The 22966-nt window shown below is 68.2% G+C and carries 21 protein-coding genes; 9 read left to right on the forward strand and 12 right to left on the reverse strand.

All coding sequences use genetic code 11. The features are described 5' to 3' along the window. The first annotated feature begins 558 nt into the window (after nt 1–558). Both ilvA and queF read left to right on the forward strand, forming a co-directional pair. Complete coding sequence (ilvA, locus tag HAV18_RS30680; protein WP_166963582.1) at nt 559–2082, forward strand: threonine ammonia-lyase, biosynthetic; 1524 nt, start codon at nt 559–561, stop codon at nt 2080–2082. A 9-nt stretch (nt 2083–2091) separates the two neighbouring features. Next, entirely contained in the window at nt 2092–2922 is an 831-nt protein-coding gene (queF, locus tag HAV18_RS30685; RefSeq protein WP_166963584.1) for an NADPH-dependent 7-cyano-7-deazaguanine reductase QueF, read from the forward strand. A gap of 120 nt (nt 2923–3042) precedes the next feature. Here queF and HAV18_RS30690 read toward each other — a convergent pair whose 3' ends face one another. The 4 genes from HAV18_RS30690 to HAV18_RS30705 all read right to left on the reverse strand — a co-directional run bounded on the left by HAV18_RS30690 (nt 3043) and on the right by HAV18_RS30705 (nt 6571). Next, the gene (locus HAV18_RS30690; protein WP_166963586.1) at nt 3043–3462 is read right to left on the reverse strand and encodes a VOC family protein; all 420 of its coding nucleotides are present in this window, start codon (nt 3460–3462) and stop codon (nt 3043–3045) included. Nucleotides 3463–3637: 175 nt separating this feature from the next. Further along, nucleotides 3638–4024, reverse strand: coding sequence for a RidA family protein (locus HAV18_RS30695; protein WP_166963588.1), 387 nt, complete (start codon nt 4022–4024; stop codon nt 3638–3640). Between the two features lie 124 nt (nt 4025–4148). Further along, nucleotides 4149–5630, reverse strand: a complete 1482-nt coding sequence (locus HAV18_RS30700; RefSeq protein ID WP_166963590.1) for an amidohydrolase family protein — start codon at nt 5628–5630, stop codon at nt 4149–4151. A gap of 2 nt (nt 5631–5632) precedes the next feature. Continuing rightward, a complete protein-coding gene (locus HAV18_RS30705) occupies nt 5633–6571 on the reverse strand; it encodes a MurR/RpiR family transcriptional regulator (protein WP_166963592.1) in 939 nt (312 codons plus the stop codon). Between the two features lie 119 nt (nt 6572–6690). On the opposite strand from HAV18_RS30705, the gene HAV18_RS30710 reads away from it, so the two are divergent. Both HAV18_RS30710 and HAV18_RS30715 read left to right on the forward strand, forming a co-directional pair. Continuing rightward, complete coding sequence (locus HAV18_RS30710; RefSeq protein WP_166963594.1) at nt 6691–7971, forward strand: amino acid deaminase; 1281 nt, start codon at nt 6691–6693, stop codon at nt 7969–7971. A gap of 158 nt (nt 7972–8129) precedes the next feature. Beyond that, nucleotides 8130–8711 carry a DJ-1/PfpI family protein gene (locus HAV18_RS30715; protein ID WP_166963596.1) on the forward strand — a complete coding sequence of 194 codons (582 nt, stop codon included), beginning with the start codon at nt 8130–8132 and terminating at the stop codon, nt 8709–8711. Nucleotides 8712–8780: 69 nt separating this feature from the next. On the opposite strand, the gene HAV18_RS30720 is transcribed toward HAV18_RS30715, so the two are convergent. Together HAV18_RS30720 and HAV18_RS30725 are read right to left on the reverse strand one after the other, a co-directional pair. Next, nucleotides 8781–9227 carry a MarR family winged helix-turn-helix transcriptional regulator gene (locus tag HAV18_RS30720; protein WP_039360135.1) on the reverse strand — a complete coding sequence of 149 codons (447 nt, stop codon included), beginning with the start codon at nt 9225–9227 and terminating at the stop codon, nt 8781–8783. A 26-nt stretch (nt 9228–9253) separates the two neighbouring features. After that, nucleotides 9254–10849: an MDR family MFS transporter gene (locus HAV18_RS30725; protein WP_166963598.1), complete on the reverse strand. Its 1596-nt coding sequence runs from the start codon at nt 10847–10849 to the stop codon at nt 9254–9256. A gap of 107 nt (nt 10850–10956) precedes the next feature. On the opposite strand from HAV18_RS30725, the gene HAV18_RS30730 reads away from it, so the two are divergent. Next, nucleotides 10957–11799 (forward strand): EcsC family protein, encoded by an 843-nt coding sequence (locus HAV18_RS30730; RefSeq protein ID WP_166963600.1) that lies wholly within the window; start codon nt 10957–10959, stop codon nt 11797–11799. Here HAV18_RS30730 and HAV18_RS30735 read toward each other — a convergent pair. The 5 genes from HAV18_RS30735 to HAV18_RS30755 all read right to left on the reverse strand — a co-directional run bounded on the left by HAV18_RS30735 (nt 11769) and on the right by HAV18_RS30755 (nt 17101). Next, nucleotides 11769–12731: an alpha/beta hydrolase gene (locus tag HAV18_RS30735; RefSeq protein WP_166963602.1), complete on the reverse strand. Its 963-nt coding sequence runs from the start codon at nt 12729–12731 to the stop codon at nt 11769–11771. The genes HAV18_RS30730 and HAV18_RS30735 overlap by 31 nt on opposite strands. Nucleotides 12732–12820: 89 nt before the next feature. Next, on the reverse strand, nt 12821–13255 hold the full coding sequence (locus HAV18_RS30740; protein WP_166963604.1) for a CHRD domain-containing protein: 435 nt from the start codon (nt 13253–13255) through the stop codon (nt 12821–12823). 364 nt (nt 13256–13619) lie between these two features. Continuing rightward, a complete protein-coding gene (locus tag HAV18_RS30745; protein WP_089451259.1) occupies nt 13620–14393 on the reverse strand; it encodes a class II aldolase/adducin family protein in 774 nt (257 codons plus the stop codon). A 140-nt stretch (nt 14394–14533) separates the two neighbouring features. Next, nucleotides 14534–16159, reverse strand: a complete 1626-nt coding sequence (locus HAV18_RS30750) for a phospholipase D family protein (protein ID WP_166963606.1) — start codon at nt 16157–16159, stop codon at nt 14534–14536. Nucleotides 16160–16384: 225 nt separating this feature from the next. After that, complete coding sequence (locus HAV18_RS30755; RefSeq protein WP_166963658.1) at nt 16385–17101, reverse strand: FadR/GntR family transcriptional regulator; 717 nt, start codon at nt 17099–17101, stop codon at nt 16385–16387. Nucleotides 17102–17229: 128 nt separating this feature from the next. Here HAV18_RS30755 and HAV18_RS30760 point away from each other — a divergent pair, with 128 nt between their 5' ends. The 4 genes from HAV18_RS30760 to HAV18_RS30775 are packed head-to-tail and all read left to right on the forward strand — an operon-like array spanning nt 17230 to nt 21963. Further along, entirely contained in the window at nt 17230–18030 is an 801-nt protein-coding gene (locus tag HAV18_RS30760; RefSeq protein WP_166963608.1) for a (Fe-S)-binding protein, read from the forward strand. Beyond that, on the forward strand, nt 18027–18758 hold the full coding sequence (locus HAV18_RS30765) for a lactate utilization protein C (RefSeq protein ID WP_166963610.1): 732 nt from the start codon (nt 18027–18029) through the stop codon (nt 18756–18758). The genes HAV18_RS30760 and HAV18_RS30765 overlap by 4 nt, the downstream gene beginning before the upstream one ends. Continuing rightward, nucleotides 18755–20200, forward strand: coding sequence for a LutB/LldF family L-lactate oxidation iron-sulfur protein (locus HAV18_RS30770; RefSeq protein WP_166963612.1), 1446 nt, complete (start codon nt 18755–18757; stop codon nt 20198–20200). Before HAV18_RS30765 ends, HAV18_RS30770 begins: the two co-directional genes overlap by 4 nt. Before the next feature lie 50 nt (nt 20201–20250). Beyond that, complete coding sequence (locus HAV18_RS30775; RefSeq protein ID WP_166963614.1) at nt 20251–21963, forward strand: lactate permease LctP family transporter; 1713 nt, start codon at nt 20251–20253, stop codon at nt 21961–21963. A 100-nt stretch (nt 21964–22063) separates the two neighbouring features. Here the strand turns inward: HAV18_RS30775 and HAV18_RS30780 are convergent, their stop codons facing one another. Beyond that, entirely contained in the window at nt 22064–22825 is a 762-nt protein-coding gene (locus HAV18_RS30780) for a M48 family metalloprotease (protein WP_166963616.1), read from the reverse strand. Nucleotides 22826–22966 lie beyond the last annotated feature (141 nt).

The following is a 22966-nucleotide window of genomic DNA, read 5'->3' on the forward strand; positions in this document are numbered from 1 at the left end:
GGCCGATACACCGTGCACGGGCGTCGGCAAGCGCGTGGGCGCAATCTTGGGGAAATCTGTTCTGTTACCAGGCGCGCGGCTGTCCTTCATGGGGCCGGAGCGGGCGGTGACTCGCCCCTCCTGGCCGGCGACAGGGCCTGGCGGCACTCGATCATCAGCACGATCGCGCGCGGCGCGCATGCCGTTCCGCCGCGGGGCTGGCTGCGCGCGGCGTCGGCTTCAACGGTGCGATCCGAGGGTGCCTCTGCATCTTCCGATCCTTGATTCAAAACGGAATTCTAACCCATGATCGGGCCACGCGTGACACGTCGGACAGGTCGTGGGGCTATCGCCGCGAGCCGCGCCAGGCTTGGCTCGGCGCGATTTCGCGCGAGCATTCGCCGTCCGTCCGGTCGGTAACCATGCGGTTAAGCCGGCAAAAGAGGCCGCGCGAGTCCGCCGACGCACCGTCCGCACGGCCTCGCGAGCGGGCGCTCGGCATGCCGCTTGCATGCGGGCGGACCCTTGGCGCTATCATTGATCTTTTACCGTCTGCTTCCGCACTGCACGCGAGCGCCCATGGCATCCCACGATTACCTGAAGAAAATCCTCACCGCGCGCGTCTACGACGTCGCGATCGAGACGGAACTCGAATCCGCCCGCAACCTGTCGGCCCGCCTGCGCAACGCCGTCTACCTGAAGCGCGAGGACAACCAGCCGGTGTTCTCGTTCAAGCTGCGCGGCGCGTACAACAAGATGGCGCACATTCCGGCGGACGCGCTCGCGCGCGGCGTGATTACGGCATCGGCCGGCAACCACGCGCAGGGGGTCGCGTTCTCGGCGGCCCGGATGGGCGTCAAGGCCGTGATCGTCGTGCCCGTCACGACGCCGCAGGTGAAGGTCGATGCAGTGCGCGCGCACGGCGGCCCGAGCGTCGAGGTGATCCAGGCCGGTGAGTCGTACAGCGACGCGTACGCATACGCGGTCAAGGTGCAGGAGGAGCGTGGCCTCACGTTCGTCCACCCGTTCGACGATCCGTACGTGATCGCCGGCCAGGGCACGATCGCGATGGAGATCCTGCGCCAGCACCAGGGCCCGATCCACGCGATCTTCGTGCCGATCGGCGGCGGCGGGCTCGCGTCCGGCGTCGCGGCCTACGTGAAGGCGGTGCGGCCGGAGATCAAGGTGATCGGTGTGCAGGCCGAGGATTCGTGCGCGATGGCGCAGTCGCTCGACGCAGGCAAGCGCGTCGAGCTGAGCGAGGTCGGCCTGTTCGCGGACGGCACCGCCGTGAAGCTGGTCGGCGAGGAAACCTTCCGGCTCTGCAGCGAGTACCTCGACGGCGTGGTGACGGTGAACACCGACGCGCTGTGCGCGGCGATCAAGGACGTCTTCCAGGACACGCGCAGCGTGCTCGAGCCGTCCGGCGCGCTCGCGGTCGCGGGCGCGAAGCTCTACGCGGAACGCGAAGGCATCGAGAACCAGACGCTCGTCGCGGTCACGTCCGGCGCGAACATGAACTTCGACCGGATGCGCTTCGTCGCCGAGCGCGCGGAAGTCGGTGAAGCGCGCGAAGCCGTGTTCGCGGTCACGATCCCCGAGGAGCGCGGCAGCTTCAAGCGCTTCTGCTCGCTCGTCGGCGACCGCAACGTCACCGAGTTCAACTACCGGATCGCCGATGCGCAGGCCGCGCACATCTTCGTCGGCGTGCAGATCAAGCGCCGCGGCGAATCGGCCGAGATCGCCGCGAACTTCGAATCGCATGGCTTCAAGAGCGTCGACCTGACGCACGACGAACTGTCGAAGGAACACATCCGCTACATGGTGGGCGGCCGTTCGCCGCTCGCGCACGACGAGCGGCTGTTCCGCTTCGAATTCCCGGAGCGGCCGGGCGCGCTGATGAAGTTCCTGTCGTCGATGGCGCCGGACTGGAACATCAGCCTGTTCCACTACCGCAACCAGGGCGCGGACTACAGCTCGATCCTCGTTGGCCTGCAGGTGCCGCAGGCCGATCGCGCCGAATTCGAGCGCTTCCTCGCGGCACTCGGCTATCCGTATGTCGAGGAGAGCGCCAACCCGGCTTACCGCCTCTTCCTGTCGTAAAGGCGTCGCATGAATCCCGAACATTCCCCGCTCGGCAAGGCCACCGCCTACGCGGCCCAGTACGACGCGTCGCTGCTGTTCCCGATCCCGCGCGCCGGCGCGCGCGAGCAGCTCGGCATCACGTCGGCGCTGCCGTTCTTCGGCACCGACATCTGGAACGCGTACGAGCTGTCGTGGCTCAACATGCGCGGCAAGCCGCAGATCGCGGTTGCGACCTTCTACGTGCCGGCCGAATCGCCGGCCATCGTCGAATCGAAGTCGTTCAAGCTGTATCTCGGCTCGTTCGCGCAGACCAAGTTCGACTCGATCGACGCGGTGCGCGACACGCTGAAGCACGACGTATCGGCCGCGTGCGGCGCGAGCGTCGCCGTGCAGCTCGTGTCGCCGCACGATTTCGGCAAGCTCCAAATGGACGAGCTCGACGGGCTGTCGCTCGACCGGCTCGACCTCGACACCGACGTGTACGAACCCGATCCGTCGCTGCTGTCGGCGGCCGACGCCGAGGACGAAGCGCCGGTCGAGGAGACGCTCGTGTCCGACCTGCTGCGCTCGAACTGCCCGGTCACCGGCCAGCCCGACTGGGGCAGCGTGCAGATCCACTACGTCGGGCCGCAGATCGATCATGCCGGCCTGCTGCGCTACATCATCTCGTTCCGCAATCACACGGGCTTTCACGAGCAGTGCGTCGAGCGGATCTTCCTCGACATCCTGCAGGCGTGCAAACCGGTGAAGCTCGCGGTGTACGCGCGCTATACGCGCCGCGGCGGGCTCGACATCAACCCGTTCCGTACCAACTACAACCAGCCGATGCCGGACAACGCGCGCAACGCGCGGCAGTGACGGCGGCGGGTGGCCGCCGCAGTTGGCGACGTGCGGCCGCCACACCAGACAAAACGGCCCGACCGGATTCAACCGGCCGGGCCGTTTTTCATTGCACGTGGGAGCGCCAACGGCCCGCGGTCACCCGCTCACCGGCCGCTCAGGCAGGATCTCCACCAGGCGCAGCAGGTAACCGTCGGGATCCTGCACCAGCATCTCGATCTGGCCATGCTCGATCTCGTCCTCCCGATACCAGGACGTGCGCGGCTCGACGAACAGCGTCACGCCCGCGGCGCGGATCCGGTCGAGAATGGGATCGAGCGCATCGACCTCGATCTGAAAATTGATCCCGCGCCCGAACGGCCGCTCCAGCGGACCGGTCAGCCAGCCCTCCGGGCTGTACTGCTCGAGCATCAGCTGAGCACGCCCGATCTCAAGATAAGCGAACCCGTCTTCCGGACGTTCGAAGCGAATCCGGAATCCCAGCACGTCACGATAGAAGCGAACGCTTCCGGCAAGGTCCGAGCAGATCAGCTCCGGCACCAGCGCAGCCCATTCCATGCATTTCCCCTCAGTACGATCATGCGGCACATTACCTGAACGGGCGGATGGCGCTGCGGCGGTTGCCGCCGCAGGAGCGCCGAGCAACGATCGAACAGTGCCCGGCACATGACAAAACGGGCCCGGCGCACGTGAATGCGCCGGGCCCGTTGCGTAGCGGCTCGCCGTTGCGGCGTTACTTCGCCGGCGCCTTGTACGCGATGCAGTCGACCTCGACCTTGCAGTCGATGACCATGCTCGACTGCACGCATGCGCGTGCCGGCGGATGCTCGCCGAAGTACGAAATGAACACCTTGTTGAACGACGCGAAATCGCGCGCGTCGTCGAGCCACACGCCGCAGCGCACGACGTGCTCGAGGCCGTAGCCGGCTTCCCTCAGGATCGCGATCACGTTCTCGATCGTCTGCTTCGACTGCGTGACGATGCCGCCTTCGACGACCTCGCCGTTCACCATCGGCGTCTGGCCCGACACGTACAGCCAGCCGTCGGCCTCGACCGCGCGTGCAAACGGCATCACCTGGCCGCCCGTCCCCTTCGCTTCGCCTACGCCATATCGCTTCATCGTTTCACTCCTTGTGTGTCGACCGGCGCTGGCGCGTCCGCGCCGGCTCCGGTCCATGCAACGCACGGTTGCGGATGCGCGCACCGACGATGGCACGCGCGGCAGATCGGAACAACAACCGCGTTCAGAACGCGGCGTCGGCACTCGCCGGCACGCGTTCGCCGCGCGCGACGAAGCCGCCGGCGCGCTCGCCAGTCGGCTGGCCGTTCTCGTAGGTCAGTACGCCGTTCACCCACACGGCGTCGATCCCGTGCGCAGGCTGCTGCGGCTTCTCGAACGTCGCGGCATCGATCACGCGCGCCGGGTCGAACAGCACGAGGTCCGCGTGGTAGCCCACATGCACCTCGCCGCGCCGCGCGATCCCGTAGCGGCGCGCGGACAGCGACGTCATCTTGCGGATCGCTTCCTCGAGCGGCAGCAGGTTCGTGTCGCGCACGTAATGGCCGAGCACGCGCGGGAACGCGCCCCACAGCCGCGGGTGCGGCAGCGGATCGTTCGGCAGGCCGTCGGAGCCGACCATCGTCGCGGGATGCGACAGGATCCGGCGCACGTCGTCCTCGGACATGTTGTGGTACACGGCACCCGCCGGGCGGATCCGCTGCGCGGCTTCCTGCTCGGTCACGCCCCAGTCGGCCGCGATCGCCTTCAGCAGCTTGCCCGCCACTTCCGGGTGCGGCTCCGACCACGTGATCGTGATGTCGATGTCGCCCGTCACCTGCTTCAGGTCGAGCGTCGACGAGCTGCGGCTGTACGGATAGCAGTCGCAGCCGACCGGCTGGTAGCGGCGCGCGCCTTCGAGCGACGCGAGCACTTCGGTGCTGCGCCCCCAGTTCGACGGGCCCGCACACTTCAGGTGCGAGATCACGACCGGCACGCGCGCATGGCGGCCAACCTGGTACGCCTCTTCCATCGCATCGAGGATCGCGTCGAATTCGGTACGCATGTGCGTCGTGTACAGCGCACCCGCGTTCGCGAGCGGTTCGGCGAGCGCCATCACTTCCTCGGCCGGCGCCGCGAACGCGGAGCCGTACGCGAGGCCCGACGACAGGCCGAGCGCGCCGTTCGCGAGCGCCTCCTCGAGCTGCGCGCGCATCCCGGCGATCTCGCCGTCGGTCGCCGCGCGGTCGAGGCGGTCCATCTGGTTGTTGCGCAGCGCCGTGTGGCCGACGAGCGCCGCGACATTCACGGCCGGACGCGCATCGTTCACGGCCGCGACGTAGTCGGCGAAGGTCGGGTACTGGAACGCGGCGCGCTCGCCGAGCAGGTTCATCGGGTCGGGCGGATCGCCCGCGAGCGTCACCGGCGACGCGCTGATCCCGCAGTTGCCGACGATCACGGTCGTCACGCCCTGCGAGATCTTCGGCAGCATCTCCGGCGCGCGGATCACGTGCGTGTCGTCGTGCGTGTGCACGTCGACGAAGCCCGGCGCGAGCGCGCGGCCGTTCGCATCGACGACATTCTCGGCGAGCCAGTTCGACAGGTTGCCGATCGCCGCGATCACGCCGTTGCGGATCGCGACGTCGCGCGTGACGGGCGGTGCGCCGGTGCCGTCGTACAACTGCGCGCCGACGATCAGCGTATCGGCGGCTTCGGGATGCGAATGCATGGTCAGTCTCCTACCGGTTGACGGTCTCCGCCGCCGCGATGCGCATCGAGCGCATGCTTGATGCGGCGCAGCGATTCTCGGCCCGCATCGCCGAGCCGCAGCGCGACTCCGGTGACGAGCACGTCGATCGCCATCATCATCGCGTAGCGCGATGTCGACGGCTTGTAAATGAAATCGGTTTCGAACGCGACGACCGGGATCAGGTGGTCGGCGAGCTTCGCGAGCGGCGAAGCCGGCGCGGTGATCGCGATCAGCTTCGCGCCGTAGCGCTTCGCGAGCCGGCAGCTCTCGAGCAGCTCGGGCACGCGCCCGCTCACCGACAACGCGACGACGACCGCGTCGCGCGACAGCGTCGCGGCCACCATCCGCTGCAGCAAGCTGTCCTGGTAACTCGCGACCGGCCGGCCGAAGCGCACGAGCCGGAAGCGCAGCTCGTCGGCGAGCGCGGTCGAGCCGCCGCCCTGCCCGTACACGTAGATCATCTTCGCGCCGGCGAGCAGGTCGGCCGCTTCCTCGAACGACGTGTTGCGCAGCAGCTGGTGATTGTGCGCGAGCGCCATGCGGATCTCGTCGTAGACCATCGACGCGGGGCTCGTGTCGTCGGCCGGCCCATCGTCGGACGGCACCAGAAAGCGCTGGCCGACGGCCGCCGCCTGCGCGACCAGCACCTTCAGTTCGCGCACGTCGCGGCAGCCGACGGCCTTCGCGAAACGCGTGACCGTCGCGACGCTGACCTCCGCGTCGCGCGCAAGCGCGCCGATGCTCGCATGCGCGGCGCGCGCCAGGTCGGCGAGAATGAACGCGGCGACCTTGCGCTCGGCTTCGCGCAGCTCGGGCGCGCATTCGGCGATCCGCGCGACGATGTCGAGGATCGGCGGAGCGGCCGGAACCGGATGGTGCTCGGCCGCGAGCGGAACGGACGGGGTGGCGGGCGTATTCATCGGCGGGAAAGGGTGCGAAGCTCGATGTTACTAAATAACATCACCGCGCAGATGCTACTTTCTGTACCATCTGCGTGTCAACTTCAGTGCAATGCATAGTGATGATGGAGCGGGATGACATGAAAGTTACAAACTATCAGGAAGCGACGATCGATCCTTTCGGCAAGGGCCTCGGCAACCTGCCGAGCGCGAGCGTGCCGCTCGGCGACGCAAGCCGCCTCGAGTGGAACCTGCTTGCCGAAGACGTCAGCCTGCCGGCCGCCGTGCTTTACGAGGACCGCATCGAACACAACCTGAACTGGATGCAGGCATTCGTCCAGAAGTACGGCGTCAAGTTTGCGCCGCACGGCAAGACGACGATGGCGCCGCAACTGTTCCGCCGCCAGCTCGACGCCGGCGCGTGGGGCATCACGCTCGCGACCGCGCACCAGACGCAGGCCGCGTATCACGGCGGTGTGCGGCGCGTGCTGCTCGCGAACCAGCTGGTCGGCCGCCAGAACATGACGATCATCGCCGGGCTGCTTTCCGATCCCGACTTCGAGTTCTTCTGTCTCGTCGATTCCGCGGAGAGCGTCGATCAGCTCGGCCAGTTCTTCGGCGCACTGAAGAAGCCGCTGAACGTGCTGCTCGAGCTCGGCGTGCCGGGCGGCCGCGCGGGCGTGCGCGATGCCGCGCAGCGCGAGGCCGTGCTCGCCGCGCTCGCACGCTATCCGGACACGCTGAAGCTGGCCGGCATCGAACTCTACGAAGGCGTGCTGAAGGAGGAAGGCGAGATCCGCACGTTCCTGCAGGACGCGGTCGCGCTCACGCGCGAGCTGGCCGAGGCAGGCCGCTTCGCGCGTACGCCGGCGATCCTGTCCGGCGCCGGTTCGGCATGGTACGACGTGGTCGCGGAAGAATTCGCGAAGGCGTCCAACGCCGGCTTCGCGGAAGTCGTGCTGCGTCCGGGCTGCTACCTGACGCACGATGTCGGCATCTACAAGAAGGCGCAGACCGACGTGTTCGCGCGCAACCCGATCGCACGCACGATGGGCGAAGGGCTGCTGCCCGCGCTGCAGCTGTGGGCCTACGTGCAGTCGGTGCCGGAGGCCAATCGCGCGATCGTCGCGCTCGGCAAGCGCGACGCGGCGTTCGACGCGGGGCTGCCGGAGCCGGCGCGCCACTTCCGCCCGGGCCGGGACACCGCACCGCGCGATGTCGCCGCCGCCGAAGGCTGGGCCGTCACCGGGATGATGGACCAGCACGCGTACCTGCAGATCCCGCCGGGCGCGGACGTAAAGGTCGGCGACATGGTCGCGTTCGACATCTCGCACCCGTGCCTGACGTTCGACAAGTGGCGCCAGGTGCTCGTGCTCGATCCGCAGTTCCGCGTGACGGAAGTCGTCGAAACCTTCTTCTGACGCACCTCGCGCGCACCGCCCCGCCGCTCGTGCGGGGCGGCCGTCACGCGCGCTTCAAGCGGCCGGAGTACACTGCGCTTTCGTCCTCGGGGCCCCAGGCGGGCATTGCACGCGCCTGCCGCGCGCGGGCCCTCAATGCAGCTCCACTGGAGAAAGCCATGGCCGCGAAGAAGATCCTGTTCCTGACCGGCGATTTCGCCGAAGACTACGAAACGATGGTGCCGTTCCAGGCGCTGCAGGCTGTCGGCCACCACGTCGATGCAGTCTGCCCGGGCAAGCGCGCGGGCGACAAGATCAAGACCGCGATCCACGATTTCGAAGGCGACCAGACCTACACCGAGAAGCCCGGCCACCAGTTCACGCTGAACGCGGCGTTCGACGACGTCGACGCATCGCGCTACGACGCGCTCGCGATCGCGGGCGGCCGTGCTCCCGAATACCTGCGGCTCGATCCGAGGGTGATTTCGCTCGTGCGCGAGTTCGCCGAAGCCGGCAAGCCGATCGCCGCGATCTGCCACGCGGCACAACTGCTCGCAGCCGCCGACGTGATCCGCGGCAAGCGCATCTCGGCCTACCCGGCCTGCGCGCCCGAGGTGAAGCTCGCGGGCGGCGAATATGCGGACATCCCGGTCGACGCGGCCGTGACCGACGCGCCGTTCGTCACCGCACCCGCATGGCCCGCGCATCCGGCCTGGCTCGCGCAGTTCCTCGCGCTGCTGGGCACGCGCATCGAGCTTTGAACCCGAAGTGAATTGAGATGAGATGAGGCGACGGGCCGGCGGCGCATTCGCGCCGACCTGCGCCGAGCTTCAGCGCGCGGCCGGCGTCGAGCCGACGTCCGCGATCCTCGACTCCAGCATCGCCAGCGCGCCCGACAGCGCATTCAGCACGTCGTCCGGCAACTGCGCCATCGTCTGTTCGAGAAACGCCTTGCGGCGCGGCAGGCACGCGTCGAACGCGGCGCGACCGTCGTCCGTCAGCGTCACGTTGGTCACGCGGTTGTCGCGTGCGTCGGATTCGCGCTGGATCCAGCCGAGCGCGTCGAGCGACTTCAACTGGCGCGTGAGCGCACCCGGATCGACGCGCAGCACTTCGACGAGCTTCTTCTGCGACGAATGCCCGCCCATCGTGTGCAACGCGACCATGATGCGCCAGCGCGGCATCGGTTGCCCGACGTGCGCTTCGAACGCGGTCATGAACGCGCGATACGTGCGTCCGAATTGCTGCAAGATCGCGACGCGGTCCTGTTCTTCCATGCGCTCAGTTCTACTCGTTCAATCGTTCAATCGGCCGCGACATGCGGTTCGATCTTGTGCCGCAGCGCGATCGGCGGCACGCGGCGGCACTGCCACACCGACACCACGGCGACGACAGCCGCCATTGCGACACCCAGGTGAATCGCGCCGACGAGCGATTCGCGGGCCGCTTCCAGCAGCAGCGCGCCATTATGCCCGGCACGCGTCAGCTCCGCGACGAGACCGCCCTGCGCGGCACGATCGATCAGGATCTGCGGATCGGCGAGCTGCGCATGCCACTGCATTGCGTGATCGGCCGACAGCGCATCGCGCACGCCGCCCGAGTACATCTGGTTGACGAGCGTGCCGGTCAGCGCGGTGCCGATCATCCCGCCGACCATCCGCAGCGACTGCAGCAGCGCCGTCGCGATGCCGAGGTGCTCGCGGCCGGCCGTCTGCTGCGCGAAAACGGTGAGGTTCGGCAGCACGAAGCCGAGCCCGATGCCGCCGGCGACCATCAGCGCCATCAGCACCCACTTGGGCGTCGTGTGGGTCGACACGACGATGCCCGCGCACGTGATCGCGAACAGCACGAAGCCGACGTGCAGCATCGCGTTCGGATTGCGGATGCGCGTGACGACACGGCCGTTCATGATGCTGCCGATCGTGATGAACACGACGAGCGGCGTGATCACGAGCCCGGCCTCCTTCGGCGACATCCCGAATCCGCCCTGGAACAGCAGCGGCGCGTAGAACAGCAGCGAGAACATCGAGAAGCCGGCGAGGATCGCCAGCACGAAGAGCGCCGACAGCGCGCGGTTGCCGAACATGTCGAACGGCAAGATCGGCTGCGCGCAGCGCCGCTCCCAATGCCACAGGCCGAAACCGGCCGCGACCGCGACGACGAGCAGCAGCGACGCCCAGCTCGCGACGCCGTACTTCGGCAGCCATTCGACGAACAGCTGGAGCGCACCGAGCGACAGCGCGATCAGCAGCGCGCCCGGCCAGTCGAGCCGCATCTTGCGATCGTGCTCGACGTGGCGCAGGTGCGGCAGGTAACGCCACACGAACAGCAGCGACAGCAGGCCGACCGGCAGGTTCACGTAGAACACCGAGCGCCAGCCGAACGACTGGGTCAGCACGCCGCCGAGCGACGGGCCGACCGCATTCGCGATGCCGAACGCGGAGCTCATCAGCACCTGCCAGCGCAGCCGCACGACGGAATCGGGGAACAGGTCGGGAATGCACGCGAACGCGGTGCCGACCAGCATCCCGCCGCCGATCCCCTGCAGCCCGCGCGCGAGCACGAGCATCAGCATGTCGTTCGCCATCCCGCACAGCACGGACGCGCCGGTGAACACGACGATCGACACGATGACGAACGGCTTGCGGCCGTAATAATCGCCGAGCCGGCCGAAGATCGGCACCGTGATCACGGAACTGAGCAGGTACGAGGTCGCGACCCACGCGTACAGGTCGAAACCCCGAAGCTCGGCGACGATGGTCGGCAACGCGGTGCCGACGACGGTCTGGTCGAGCGCGACGAGCATGGTGACAAACGAGATCCCGATCATCGCCAGCAGCGATTCGCGGAACGGCAGGACTTGCCCGGTCGAATGGTGGGCGGCAGTATGGACGGCCATTTTTTGTTGGCGCAACTTTTGACGAGTCAAACAATTTCAAAATTCTAGCATGGCGGAGTAATCTAGGCTGGCGACGGTCAAACCGACTCAGACCGCCAAGGAGAAAGATGGAACCGATTTCAATCACCCCCGCGACCACGCTGTCGCCGGAGGATCGGGACGCGCTGTGGCGCGCGAAGCAGGTGCTGGAAAGCCCGTCGCTGACGATGAAGCTGACGGGCATGCTTGGCGCGCCGGTCGAAAAAATGATCGCCCGGCTGCCGGATTTCGCGACCGGCAAGATCAACGACGCGACGCAGCTCGCGCTGCGCAAGTGCCTGAACATCGCGCTGCGCACGCTCGGCAAGCCGCCCGCGCCGGACGCCGAGCCCGACAAGCCGAGCAACCTGCTGCACAAGCTCGCGGTTGCGACGACCGGCGCGGCCGGCGGTGCGTTCGGCTTTCTCGCGCTGCCGGTCGAGCTGCCGGTGACGACGACGCTGATCTTCCGCTCGGTGTGCGACATCGCGCGCAGCGAGGGTGAGGACCTGAGCTCGGTCGACACGCAGCTGCAATGCCTGGCCGTGCTCGGCATGGGCGGCAACCCCGACAAGCAGGAAGAGGATGCCGATCTCGGCTATTTCGTGCTGCGCGGCGCGCTCGCGCAGGCGATCTCGAAGGCATCGTCCGACATCACGACGAAGGGCATCGCCGCGCACAGCTCGGCGGCCGTGTTCAAGCTCGTGCAGACGGTGGCGTCGCGCTTCTCGGTGCAGGTGACCGAGCAGATGGCCGCGAAGTCGATCCCGGCGATCGGCGCCGTGCTCGGCGCGACCGTCAACACGCTGTTCATCGACCACTTCCAGCAGATGGCGCACGGCCACTTCACGGTGCGCCGGCTCGAGCGCAAGTACGGCTCGGTGGCCGTCAAGGCCGCCTATCAGGCGATCGACGTCTCGCCGGCGCGCTGAACCGCACGTTCGACCGCGACGCGGCGCAGGAACGCGGCCGCGCGGTCGAGCGCGTCGCGGGCTTCCGGCACCATCGGCGCGTACAGCTGCCATACGTGCGGCATGTCCGGCCACACCTCGATCTCCACCGCCACCCCGGCCGCCTTCGCCTTCTCGGCGACGCGGCGCGAATCGTCGAGCAGCACCTCGGTGCTGCCGACCTGGATATACAGCGGCGGCAGACCCGCGAAATCCGCATAGAGCGGCGATGCGTACGGATTCGTCCCTGGCTCGTCACCCAGGTACAGCTTCGCGGCTTTCGGCAGCGCCGCGCCCGCGAACATCGGATCGGCGCCATCGTTCGTGCGCAGCGTGGCGCCGGTGGCGGCCAGGTCGGTCCACGGCGAGAACAGGATCGCACCGGCCGGCAGCGGCTCGCCGCGGTCGCGCAGCGCGACGAGCGTCGCGAGCGCGAGGCCGCCGCCCGCCGAATCGCCGCCGAGCACGATCGACTCGGGCGGCGTGCCGAGCGCCAGCAGTTGCCGGTACGCGGCCAGCGCATCGTCGAGCGCGGCCGGGAAACGGTTTTCGGGTGCCAAGCGGTAGTCGAGCGAGAACGAGCGCACACCCGCGCGCTTCGTCAGGCCGAACACGAGCGGACGGTGGGTCTTCGTCGAACAGAAGTAATAGCCGCCGCCGTGGAAGTACAGCAGCGTGCGGCCGGGCCCGCGACCCGCGAGCGCGTCGGTGCGTTCGAGCCATTCGCCACGCAGCGGCGCGTCGCCCGCGCCGTAGCACTGGCGCAGCCGGTAGCCCGACGGCGCGCGGCGCGGCACGACCATCCGCAAGTCGGTAAAGCGCCGTGCGCGGGCGGGATCGAGCACCTCGCGCGTGGTCTCGGGACGGAACTGCCAGCGCAGCAGCCAGCAGGCGAGCTTGCTTTGCCAACTCATCGGACGCACTCCGTATTCGCAGTGTGACGATGGTACGTGCGATCGTTCCCGCACCACTCGACAGGTGCCTCTATATCAAACGGCGGGACTCAGTTCGCCGGCATCACCTGGCCGCGGATCTCGCCGGCCGGATGCTCCTTCGTATGGACGTTGAAATACCACTTGCCGCCCATCAGGTCGGTGACCTGCGCGTCGGTGAGTTCCTTCGAGCCCTTGATCGGGCTCGCCAGCTCGTCCTTCGGAATCGGCACCTGCACGCCCGCATTCTGGCCAACCGGCGCCGGCCCGTGGAAATGCGCGGCGGTGGCCGGGCCCGTGAGGTGTTCGTAAGTGACCGCCCACTGCAGCATGTGCGTTGCCGTGTCGTAGGTGGCCTCGACGTCGCCCGAGCCCTTGGTCGCGGTCGGCGGCACTTCGCTCGACGGCTGGAGATTGGCGGACAGGCGCACCGTTTCGGCGGCGGCGCTGCCGGCGGCCAGCACGCCCGCGAGTAACGCGACCTGGAGCAAACGCAGCTTGAGCATGGACTCTCCTTGTACGACGTTGTACGCCGCCCGAGCGGGGGCGCCAGACACGATGGTAGTCGATCGCCACCGATCCGGGAGTCCGTCGAATGGCCATGCTGCGAATCGCCGCAGCGCGCGTGGCAGGTTATCTCGCGCAGCGCGCGGTATGCCAGTCTGCCTCAGCGTGGAATGGACTTTTGCAGCCTGATGGCTCAATCCGCGCGCAGCCTTTCGCTACACTTCTTCTCACAGTTGCTTGTTTCCTTCGTCCGAAGGAGTCTGCGAGTATTCACGCGGCCACCCGGCCGCGTTTTTTTTGCGCGCGCCGCCGGATCCGGGTCACGCCGTATCAGGCATGACGATGCGATCACGCCGCTGCACGTCACGCCCGATAGCCAGGATCGATGCGATCGACGATACGCTGCAGCGCGTCGAACGCATCCTGCCCCGCGCCATGCTTCGGATCGAAATTCAGCGAATCGCGCACACACCCTTCAAGCACGGGCGGCGCGATCGACAGCGCGTCGCCGATCGCGTGGGTCGCGACCTGCACCTCGCACGCGCGATTGAGCAGCCACATCAGCGAGAACGTCTGCGCGAGCGTCGCGCCGATCGTCACGGGCCCATGGTTGCGCAACAGCAGCACGGGCCGCCCGCCCGCGCTCTCGACGATGCGCCGCCCCTCTTCGAGATGCACGGTGATGCCCTCGAAGTCGTGGTACGCGATCTTCCCGTACAGCTGCGCCGAATAGAAATTCGAGAACGACAGCCCGTCGCGCGAACAGCACACGGCCATCGTCGGCGTCGTGTGTACGTGCATCACGCAGTGCGCATCGGGCAGCGCCGCATGGATCGCGCTGTGGAACGTGAAGCCGGCCGGATTGATCGGCCAGTCGGAATGACCGATCACGTTGCCGTCGATGTCGATCTTCACGAGGTTCGACGCGCACACCTCGCGGTAATGGAGCCCGAACGGGTTGATCAGGAAATGCCCGTCCTCGCCCGGCACGCGCAACGAAATATGGTTGTAGATCAGCTCGGTCCAGCCGAGATGGTCGAAGATGCGGTAAGCCGCCGCGAGCTGCACGCGCGCCTGCCATTCGGCTTCGGAGAAACGGGCGGGACGCGTGAACGGCTGGTTCGGGACACGTTGCATGGGGGAACTCCGGTTGCGGGTGTGCGCGGCGCGGGCCGCCCGGCGGCATCGTCTTGCGCGCCATACTAGTTGCGCGCACAACCATATCACCTTTCCCCGCGCACCGGAAACGCGGGTTTAGCCGGAGCGCTTCCGTCCCTCTATAGCTGGTCGTCGACCGGCAGCAGCATGAAGACGCCGGTCATCAGGTTGCGCAGCAGCCCCGCGTGCGGATCGACGTGATAGGTGGTCGGCCGGCCGTTGTCGATGCCCGTCCATTCGAGTTCGGGCGACCCGCCGCTCGCCGGCGTCACGAGGCTCACGCGATAGCTGTCGTCCGGCTGCGTCACGCGCGCGAAGATCGTCGCGACCTGCTGCGCGAGCGCCGGGCTGTGGATCACGAGTGCCAGTTCGGTATTCAGGTGCGCGGAACGCGGATCGAGATTCATCGAGCCGATCACGAGAATCTGCCGGTCGATCACGTATGCCTTCGCATGCAGGCTCGCACGCGAGCGCGAACCGAACAGGCGCGGGCGCTGCCGCCCCGGCTGGGCCTTGAACTCGTACAACTCGACGCCGTGCTGCAGCAACGGCACGCGGTACGGCCCGTAGCCGGCCTGCACGGCGACCGCGTCGGTCGCCGCGAGCGAATTGGTCAGGATCGCGACGCGCACGCCGCGCGCGGTCGTGTCGCCGAGGATCTTCACGCCCGCGTCGTGCGGCACGAAATATGGCGAGAACACGAGGAATTCCCGCTGGGCGCCGCGCGTGAGCTCGACGAGGCGCTGCATCGGCGGGCTCACGTACGCGTCGGTCGGCTGCGCGACCTTGTCGGGCGCATCGGCCTTGAACTCGGCCGGCGCCCACACGAGCGCGAGCTCGTCGCGCGCGATCTGCTGCGCGAGCGGCGTCGCGTTCAGCGGCTTCGCGTTGTACGGATCGGCATTCTTGCGCCAGTGGTCGCGCAGCTCGTCGCGCATCGCGTCGAGATCCTTCGCATCGAACGACTGATGATTCAGCACGCGCAGCGGATAGCTGCTCGCGCTCGACCAGTAGGTGTCGAAGCTCGCCGAGACGTCGTTCGTCACGGGGCCCGCGGCGAGCACGTCGAGATCGCGGAACTGCAGCGTCGGGCTCGCGCTGAAGTATTCGTCGCCCAGGTTACGGCCGCCGACGATCGCGATCTGGTTGTCCGCGATCATCGCCTTGTTGTGCATCCGGCGCGTGAAGCTGTCGATGCGCGTGAAGAAGTTGGCCGTACGCTCGACCATCCCCTGCCGCGACGCGCCGAACGGGTTGAACACGCGGATCTCGATGTTCGGGTGCGTGTTCAGCGCGGCCATGATGCGATCGATGTCGCGGAAGTTCAGGTCGTCGACCAGCATCCGTACGCGCACGCCGCGATCGGCCGCATACAGCGCCGCGGCGAGCAGCAGCTTGCCGGTCGTGTCCTCGGTCGCGATGTAGTACTGCATGTCGAGCGTTTTCGTCGCGGCCCGCGCGAGCGCGATACGCATCTGCAGTGCCTCGGTGCCTTCCGGCAGCAGCCGGAAACCCGACTGGCCCGGATGCGCGGCCTCGGGCGCGGCCAGCGCGTCGCGCAGCGGTGTCACGGTATCGGGCGGCAGCGCGTGAGAGACCGGGCGATCGAGCGCGGTGGCGGGCGGATGCGTCGCGCACGCGGCGACGAGCGACAGCAGGATGCCGACGGCCAGCGCGCGGGCCGGGCGGCATGCAGCGCGCCACGACGGCACGGCCGGCGCGCGCCGGATCAAAGACGTGAACACGGAAGCTACCTCGACTGGCGGAACAAAAGGCCCGCATGCGCCGCAACGCGCGGCTGGCGCGCGGTTCCGGCCGATTCTAGAGGGCGCCTGATGAACGGGTCAATCGCGCGGGGCGGCGCCGACCGCTTTGGACCGCAGACGGACACCCGCCTGCCGGGCATCGATGCCCCGTCGCACCGGAGGCGCCCGCCGGACGGGCCACGCATCGAAGCGGTCCGACCAATCTCAGGCCGCATCGCCGCTGCGCTCGAAATGGCTGCGCACGTAGTCGATATGGGTCTGCATCGCGGTGCGCGCCTCTTCGGGCCGTTGCGCGCAGATCGCTTCGCACACGACGCGGTGCTGCAGCAACAGCAGCTCGGACGCCTGCTCGTCGTGCGTCGTCATGCCCGCCACGTTGATCGAGATGTGTTCGCGCAGCATCCCGATCACGCTCGTATGCAGGTGCAGGAACATCGTGTTGTGCGATGCGAGCGCGATCGCCTCGTGCAGCTTCGCGTCGGTCGCGGCTTCGACGGCCGCCGCGCCGTTCGCGTGCGCGGTTTCGAGCTCGCGCAGCAGCGTGCGGATCCGGCGCCGGTCGTTCGCATCGGCGCGCAGCGCGGCGAAATAGGCGGTCGCGCCTTCGAGCACGCGACGGAATTCGAGGATGTCGTCGCGCAGCGCCGGATGATCGGCGACCAGCTGGCCCCACGGCGACGCGATGCCCGCGCGCAACTGATCCGTCACGTAGACGCCCGCGCCGCGCCGGCTCTGCAGCAGCCCGCGCGCAACGAGCCGCTGCGTCGCCTCGCGCACCGTATTGCGTGCGACGCCGTACTGCTGCGCGAGCACGCGCTCGGCCGGCAGCCGCGCGCCGGCCGGCCAGGTGCCGTCGAGCAGCGCCGTCTCGATCTTGCGCATCACCACTTCGGTCCGGCCTCGTGCCGTCATCGCCGCCATCGTCGCGTCTCCCTGCTCCATGCGTGCCGCGCCGATTGGCCCAACCAATTTGAGCTGCGGCGCCGTCGCGGGAATTATGCAGCGAAATCGTCGACCCGCATGCCGGGCCGTCGCCTCTGGAGCGAGACATGAACGAAAGGCAGTACCCCGCCGCCGCCCCCGCGCACGTCTATCTGTTCGCGACCTGCCTGGTCGACCTGTTCGTCCCCGAAGCGGGGCTCGACGCGGTCCGCCTGCTGGAGCGCGAAGGTTTGACCGTCCACTACCCACGCGGCCAGAGCTGCTGCGGGCAGCCGGCCTACAGCAGCGGCAGCCCCGACGAAGCGCGCCGCGTCGCGGCCGCGCAACTCGACCTGTTCGCCGAAGCATGGCCCGTGATCGTGCCGTCCGGCTCGTGCGCGGGCATGATCCGGCACCATTGGCCGGCGCTGTTCGCCGACGATCCCGTCAACGGCCCGAAGGCCCGCGCGATCGCCGAACGGACCTACGAACTCGCGGAATTCCTCGTCCATGTACTCGATGTGCAGCTCGACGCGGCCACGGCCAGCGCCGGGCCCGACGAGCGCGTCGTGCTGCACACGTCGTGCGCGGCACGCCGCGAGATGGGCACGCGCGTGCATGGTGTCGCGCTCGTCGACGCGCTGCCGGGCGTCACGCGGATCGAACACGAACGCGAATCCGAATGCTGCGGTTTCGGCGGCACGTTCTCGCTGAAACATCCGGACATCTCCGGCGCGATGGTGCGCGACAAGGTCGCGTCGGCCTGCGCGACGGGCTGCGACCGGCTCGTGTCCGCCGACTGCGGCTGCCTGCTGAACATCGGCCACGCTGCGGCCAAGGCCGGCGCGCCGCTGCCGGTCGAGCACCTCGCCAGCTTCCTGTGGCGGCGCACGGCCGGCGCCGCGTCGTTGCGTGGAGACCAGCAATGAGCGCGCGCGACGCGATCCTGAAGCGGCTGCGCGCCGCCGCGCCGGGCGTCGCCGCGACGGCCGCCCCCGCGCTCGACGCACGCATCGACACGCATTACGACATGCGCCGCTCGCAGGCCGGGACCGCACACGATCCGCACACGCTTGTCCGCACGATGCAGGCCGCGCTCGCCGCATCGCACGCGGACGTCTGGTGCGCGACCGGCGACGCATGGCCCGCTCAGCTCGCCGCGCGGCTCGCGGAAGCCGGCGTGCGCCGCCTGCTGCTCGACCCGGCCCGCGCCGAATCCGCGGCACTCTCCCGTGCGCTGTCCGACACGATCGCGCCCGTGCCGTTCGACCGGCCGATCGACGCGTGGAAGACCGAACTGTTCGACACGATCGACGCGGGCTTCACCGTCGCGCGTTCGGGCATCGCGGCCACCGGCACCGTCGTGCTCGCCCCCGATGCCGGCTCGCCGCGCACGGTGTCGCTGGTGCCGCCGCTGCATGTCGCGCTCGTCCACGCGAACACGCTGCATCCCGACCTGCACGCGGCCGTACGCGCAGAGCGCTGGCACGCCGGCATGCCGACCAACCTCGTGCTGGTGTCGGGCCCGTCGAAGACGTCCGACATCCAGCAGACGCTCGCCTATGGCGCACACGGCCCGCGCCGCCTGTGGGTCGTGATCGTCACCGATTCTGCCGCCCGGCCGGCCGCCACCGCCGGCGAGGACCTCCCGCAATGAGCGACCACACGCTGCAATTCGTCACCCCCGGCGACTTCAAGGCCCGCGCGCGCGCCGCGCTCGACGATCCCGCATTGCGCCAGAGCTTTCGCGGCGCGATGGACTTCCTGCAGGGCAAGCGCGCGACGCAGTTCCCCGACGACGCCGAGCTGCAGCAGCTGCGCGAGCTCGGCGAAGCGGCGCGGCAGCACGCGCTCGCGCAGTTGCCCGCGCTGCTCGAACGGCTGGAGACGAAGCTCACCGAAGCCGGCGTGCACGTGCACTGGGCCGAGACGGCCGCCGACGCAAACGCGATCGTGCTCGGCATCGCGCAGGCGAAGAAGGCACGCCGCGTGATCAAGGGCAAGTCGATGGCGAGCGAGGAAATCGAGCTGAACCATTACCTCGCGGAGCACGGCGTCGACTGCATCGAATCCGACATGGGCGAATTCATCGTGCAACTCGCGGGCGAGAAGCCGTCGCACATCGTGATGCCGGCGATCCACAAGACGCGTAGCGACATTGCCGAGCTGTTCGAAGAACACATCCCCGGCACGCGCTACACGGAAGACGTCGACGAACTGATCCAGACCGGCCGGCGCGCACTGCGGCGCGCGTTCGCCGACGCCGACATCGGTCTCTCGGGCGTGAACTTCGCGGCAGCCGACACCGGCACGCTGTGGCTCGTCGAGAACGAAGGCAACGGCCGCCTGTCGACGACGGTGCCCGACACGCACGTCGCGATCATGGGGATCGAGAAGGTCGTCGAGAAGCTCGAGCACATCGTGCCGCTGTCGAGCCTGCTCACGCGCTCGGCCACCGGCCAGGCAATCACGACCTACTTCAACCTGATCTCGGGCCCGCGCCGCGACGGCGAACGCGACGGCCCGCGCGAGCTGCATCTCGTGCTGCTCGACAACGGCCGCACGCAGGCCTATGCGGACGAACAGCTGCGCGCGACGCTGCAGTGCATCCGCTGCGGCGCGTGCATGAACCACTGCCCCGTCTACACGCGCATCGGCGGCCACGCGTACGGCACGACCTATCCCGGCCCGATCGGCAAGATCATCTCGCCGCACCTGCTCGGCCTCGACGCGACGGCCGACCTGCCGACCGCGTCGACGCTGTGCGGCGCCTGCGGCGAGGTGTGCCCGGTGCGGATCCCGATCCCGCAACTGCTCGTGCGGCTGCGTACCGAGGCGAACCGCAAGCCCGACGAACCCGTCGCGCATCCGCTGCGCGGCCAGGGTGCGAACTACAACCGCGCGGAAGACCTCGTGTGGCGCTTCTGGTCGGGCGCGTTCGCGCATCCGCGCGCGTACCGCGCATTCCGCTGGACCGCGACGCGCCTGCGTGCGCTGACACCCGCAAAACAGATGGGCTGGACGCAGCACCGCACGCCGCTCGAACCGGCACCGCACAGCCTGTCCGACCTGCTGCGCGCACGCGGCCAGCCCGAGTAGCCGTTTCGTTTTTCAAGCCGTACCGACAAAAACCTATGGAGGAGACATCCATGCAGGCCTGGCACCAGATCTACACCCCGCTCGGCAGCCTCGGGCTGTCGGCGTTCGTCGCCGCAATCCCGATCATTTTCTTTTTCGTCGCGCTGGCCGCGCTGCGGCTCAAGGGCCACGTCGCCGCGGCGATCACGCTGCTGCTGTCGCTCGGCGTCGCGATCCTCGCGTACGGAATGCCCGTGCCGCAGGCGCTCGCGGCGGCCGGCTTCGGCTTCGCCTACGGCCTGTGGCCGATCGCGTGGATCATCGTCGCGGCCGTGTTCCTGTACAAGATCGTCGTGAAGACCGGCCAGTTCGACGTCATCCGCGCGTCCGTGCTGTCGATCACCGACGACCAGCGCCTGCAGATGCTGCTGATCGGCTTCTCGTTCGGCGCGTTCCTCGAAGGCGCGGCCGGCTTCGGCGCGCCCGTCGCGATCACGGCCGCGCTGCTCGTCGGGCTCGGCTTCAAGCCGCTGCACGCGGCAGGACTGTGTCTGATTGCAAACACCGCGCCGGTCGCGTTCGGTGCGATGGGTATCCCGATCATCGTCGCCGGACAGGTGACGGGCATCGACCCGTTCCACATCGGCGCGATGGCCGGCCGCCAGTTGCCGCTGCTGTCGCTCGCGGTACCGTTCTGGCTCGTGTTCATGATGGACGGGCTGCGCGGCGTGCGGCAGACCTGGCCCGCCGCGCTCGTCGCGGGCGGCAGCTTCGCGGTGACGCAATACTTCACGTCGAACCACATCGGGCCCGAGCTGCCGGACATCACGTCGTCGCTCGTCAGCCTCGTCGCGCTCGCCGCGTTCCTGAAGGTCTGGCAGCCGCGCACCGCGAGGCAGACGGCCGGCAGCGTCGTCGCATCGGGCGGCGGCGCCGCGCTCGCGGGCTTCGGCGGCGCGGGCTCGCGCAACGGCTTCAACACGGGCACGAGCCGGCAGGCATCGCCGTACACGCTCGCGCAGACCGTACGTGCGTGGTCGCCGTTCCTGATCCTGACGGCGGTCGTCACCGTATGGAGCATCGCGCCGTTCAAGGCGCTGTTCGCCGCGCACGGCGCGCTCGCGTCGACCGTGCTGAAGTTCCACGTGGCGGGGCTCGACCAGCTCGTCGTGAAGACCGCACCGATCGCCGCGACGCCGAAGGCGCTCGACGCCGTGCTGAAGCTCGATCTCGTGTCGGCGGTCGGCAGCGCGATCCTCGTGACCGCGCTGATCTCGATGGCGCTGCTGCGGATGAAACCGCGCGACGCGCTCGTCACGTTCGGCGAGACGCTAAAGGAGTTGACGCGCCCGATCCTGTCGATCGGCCTCGTGCTTGCATTCGCGTTCGTCGCGAACTATTCGGGGATGTCGTCGACGCTCGCGCTGATGCTGGCCGCGACCGGCGCCGCGTTCCCGTTCTTCTCGCCGTTCCTCGGCTGGCTCGGGGTGTTCCTGACGGGCTCGGACACGTCGTCGAATGCGCTGTTCTGCTCGCTGCAGCAGGCCACGGCCCATCAGCTCGGCGTACCCGAGACGCTCGCGGTGGCCGCGAACACGACGGGCGGCGTGACCGCGAAGATGATCTCGCCGCAGTCGATCGCGGTCGCCTGCGCGGCAACGGGCCTCGTCGGCAAGGAGTCGGAGCTGTTCCGCTTCACGGTGCGGCACAGCCTGCTGTTCGCGGTGATCGTCGGATTGATCACGCTCGCGCAGGCGTATGTGCTGCCGGGTATGGTGCCGTAAGCGGCGCACGCCCCAAAAACAAAACCCCACGCCCGCGAGGGCGTGGGGTTTTTCGTGTCGCCGGTCGATCGCCCGCTTCGGCAGGCGATCCGTCACGCGATCAGCTGCCCTTCGCGATGCGATCCTCGATGTGCTGCGCACGGCTCGACGACGACGGGTGCGAGCTCATCATCGAGCTTTGGCCGCCGTCGAGCTTCGCGAGCTTCTGGAATGCGGTGACGAGGCCCTTCTGGCTCATGCCCTTCTGCTTCATCAGGTCGAACGAGTAGTCGTCGGCCGCGCTTTCCTGCGTCTGCGAGAACTGCGCGTTGATGAACTTCTCGGTGATGTCGCCGAGCTGCGAGCTCGTCAGTGCCGCCACGCCCGGCGATGCCGCGCCGGCCGCGGTGCGCGCCGCGCTGACCGCGTAGGCCGTCTGCATCGCCTTCTTCGAGTGACCCAGTGCGACGTGGCCCATTTCATGGCCGATCACGCCGCGCAGCTCGTCGTCGTTCATCATGTCCATCAGGCCGCTGTACACGCGCACGCAGCCGTTGCCCATCGCCCACGCGTTGACGTCCTTGGTCATGTAGACCTTGTAATTGATCTGCTGGCCGTTCAGCGTCATGTTGCCGAAGCCCTTCATCACTTTCGTCAGACGCTTCGAGTACGCGCTGTTTGCCGCCGCGACCTTCGATTCGGCATCGCTCGACTTGCACGAGTCGTTCGACAGCGCGGCGATGTCGGCATCCGACAGCGTCGCTGCCTTGTACAGGCTCGTCCCCGCCGACGTCAGGCTGTTCGCGTCAAGGCCCTGTACTCCACCGCACGCGCTCAACAGAAACGCCACGCCACACGCTGCCACCGCTTTCTTGAGTTGCATCCCGGATCCCTCGATAGTTGTATTTGGGAGCGGCGATTTTGCATAATCCGGCAGAAAATTACCAGATGTTTACATCCTATGACACGTTCATTACTCAGCGGATTGAAATGAAGCGGCGCGCCGCCACGGGATTGACGACGA

It is taken from the genome of Burkholderia sp. D-99 (genome assembly GCF_011605345.1).
Classification (GTDB): Bacteria; Pseudomonadota; Gammaproteobacteria; order Burkholderiales; family Burkholderiaceae; genus Burkholderia.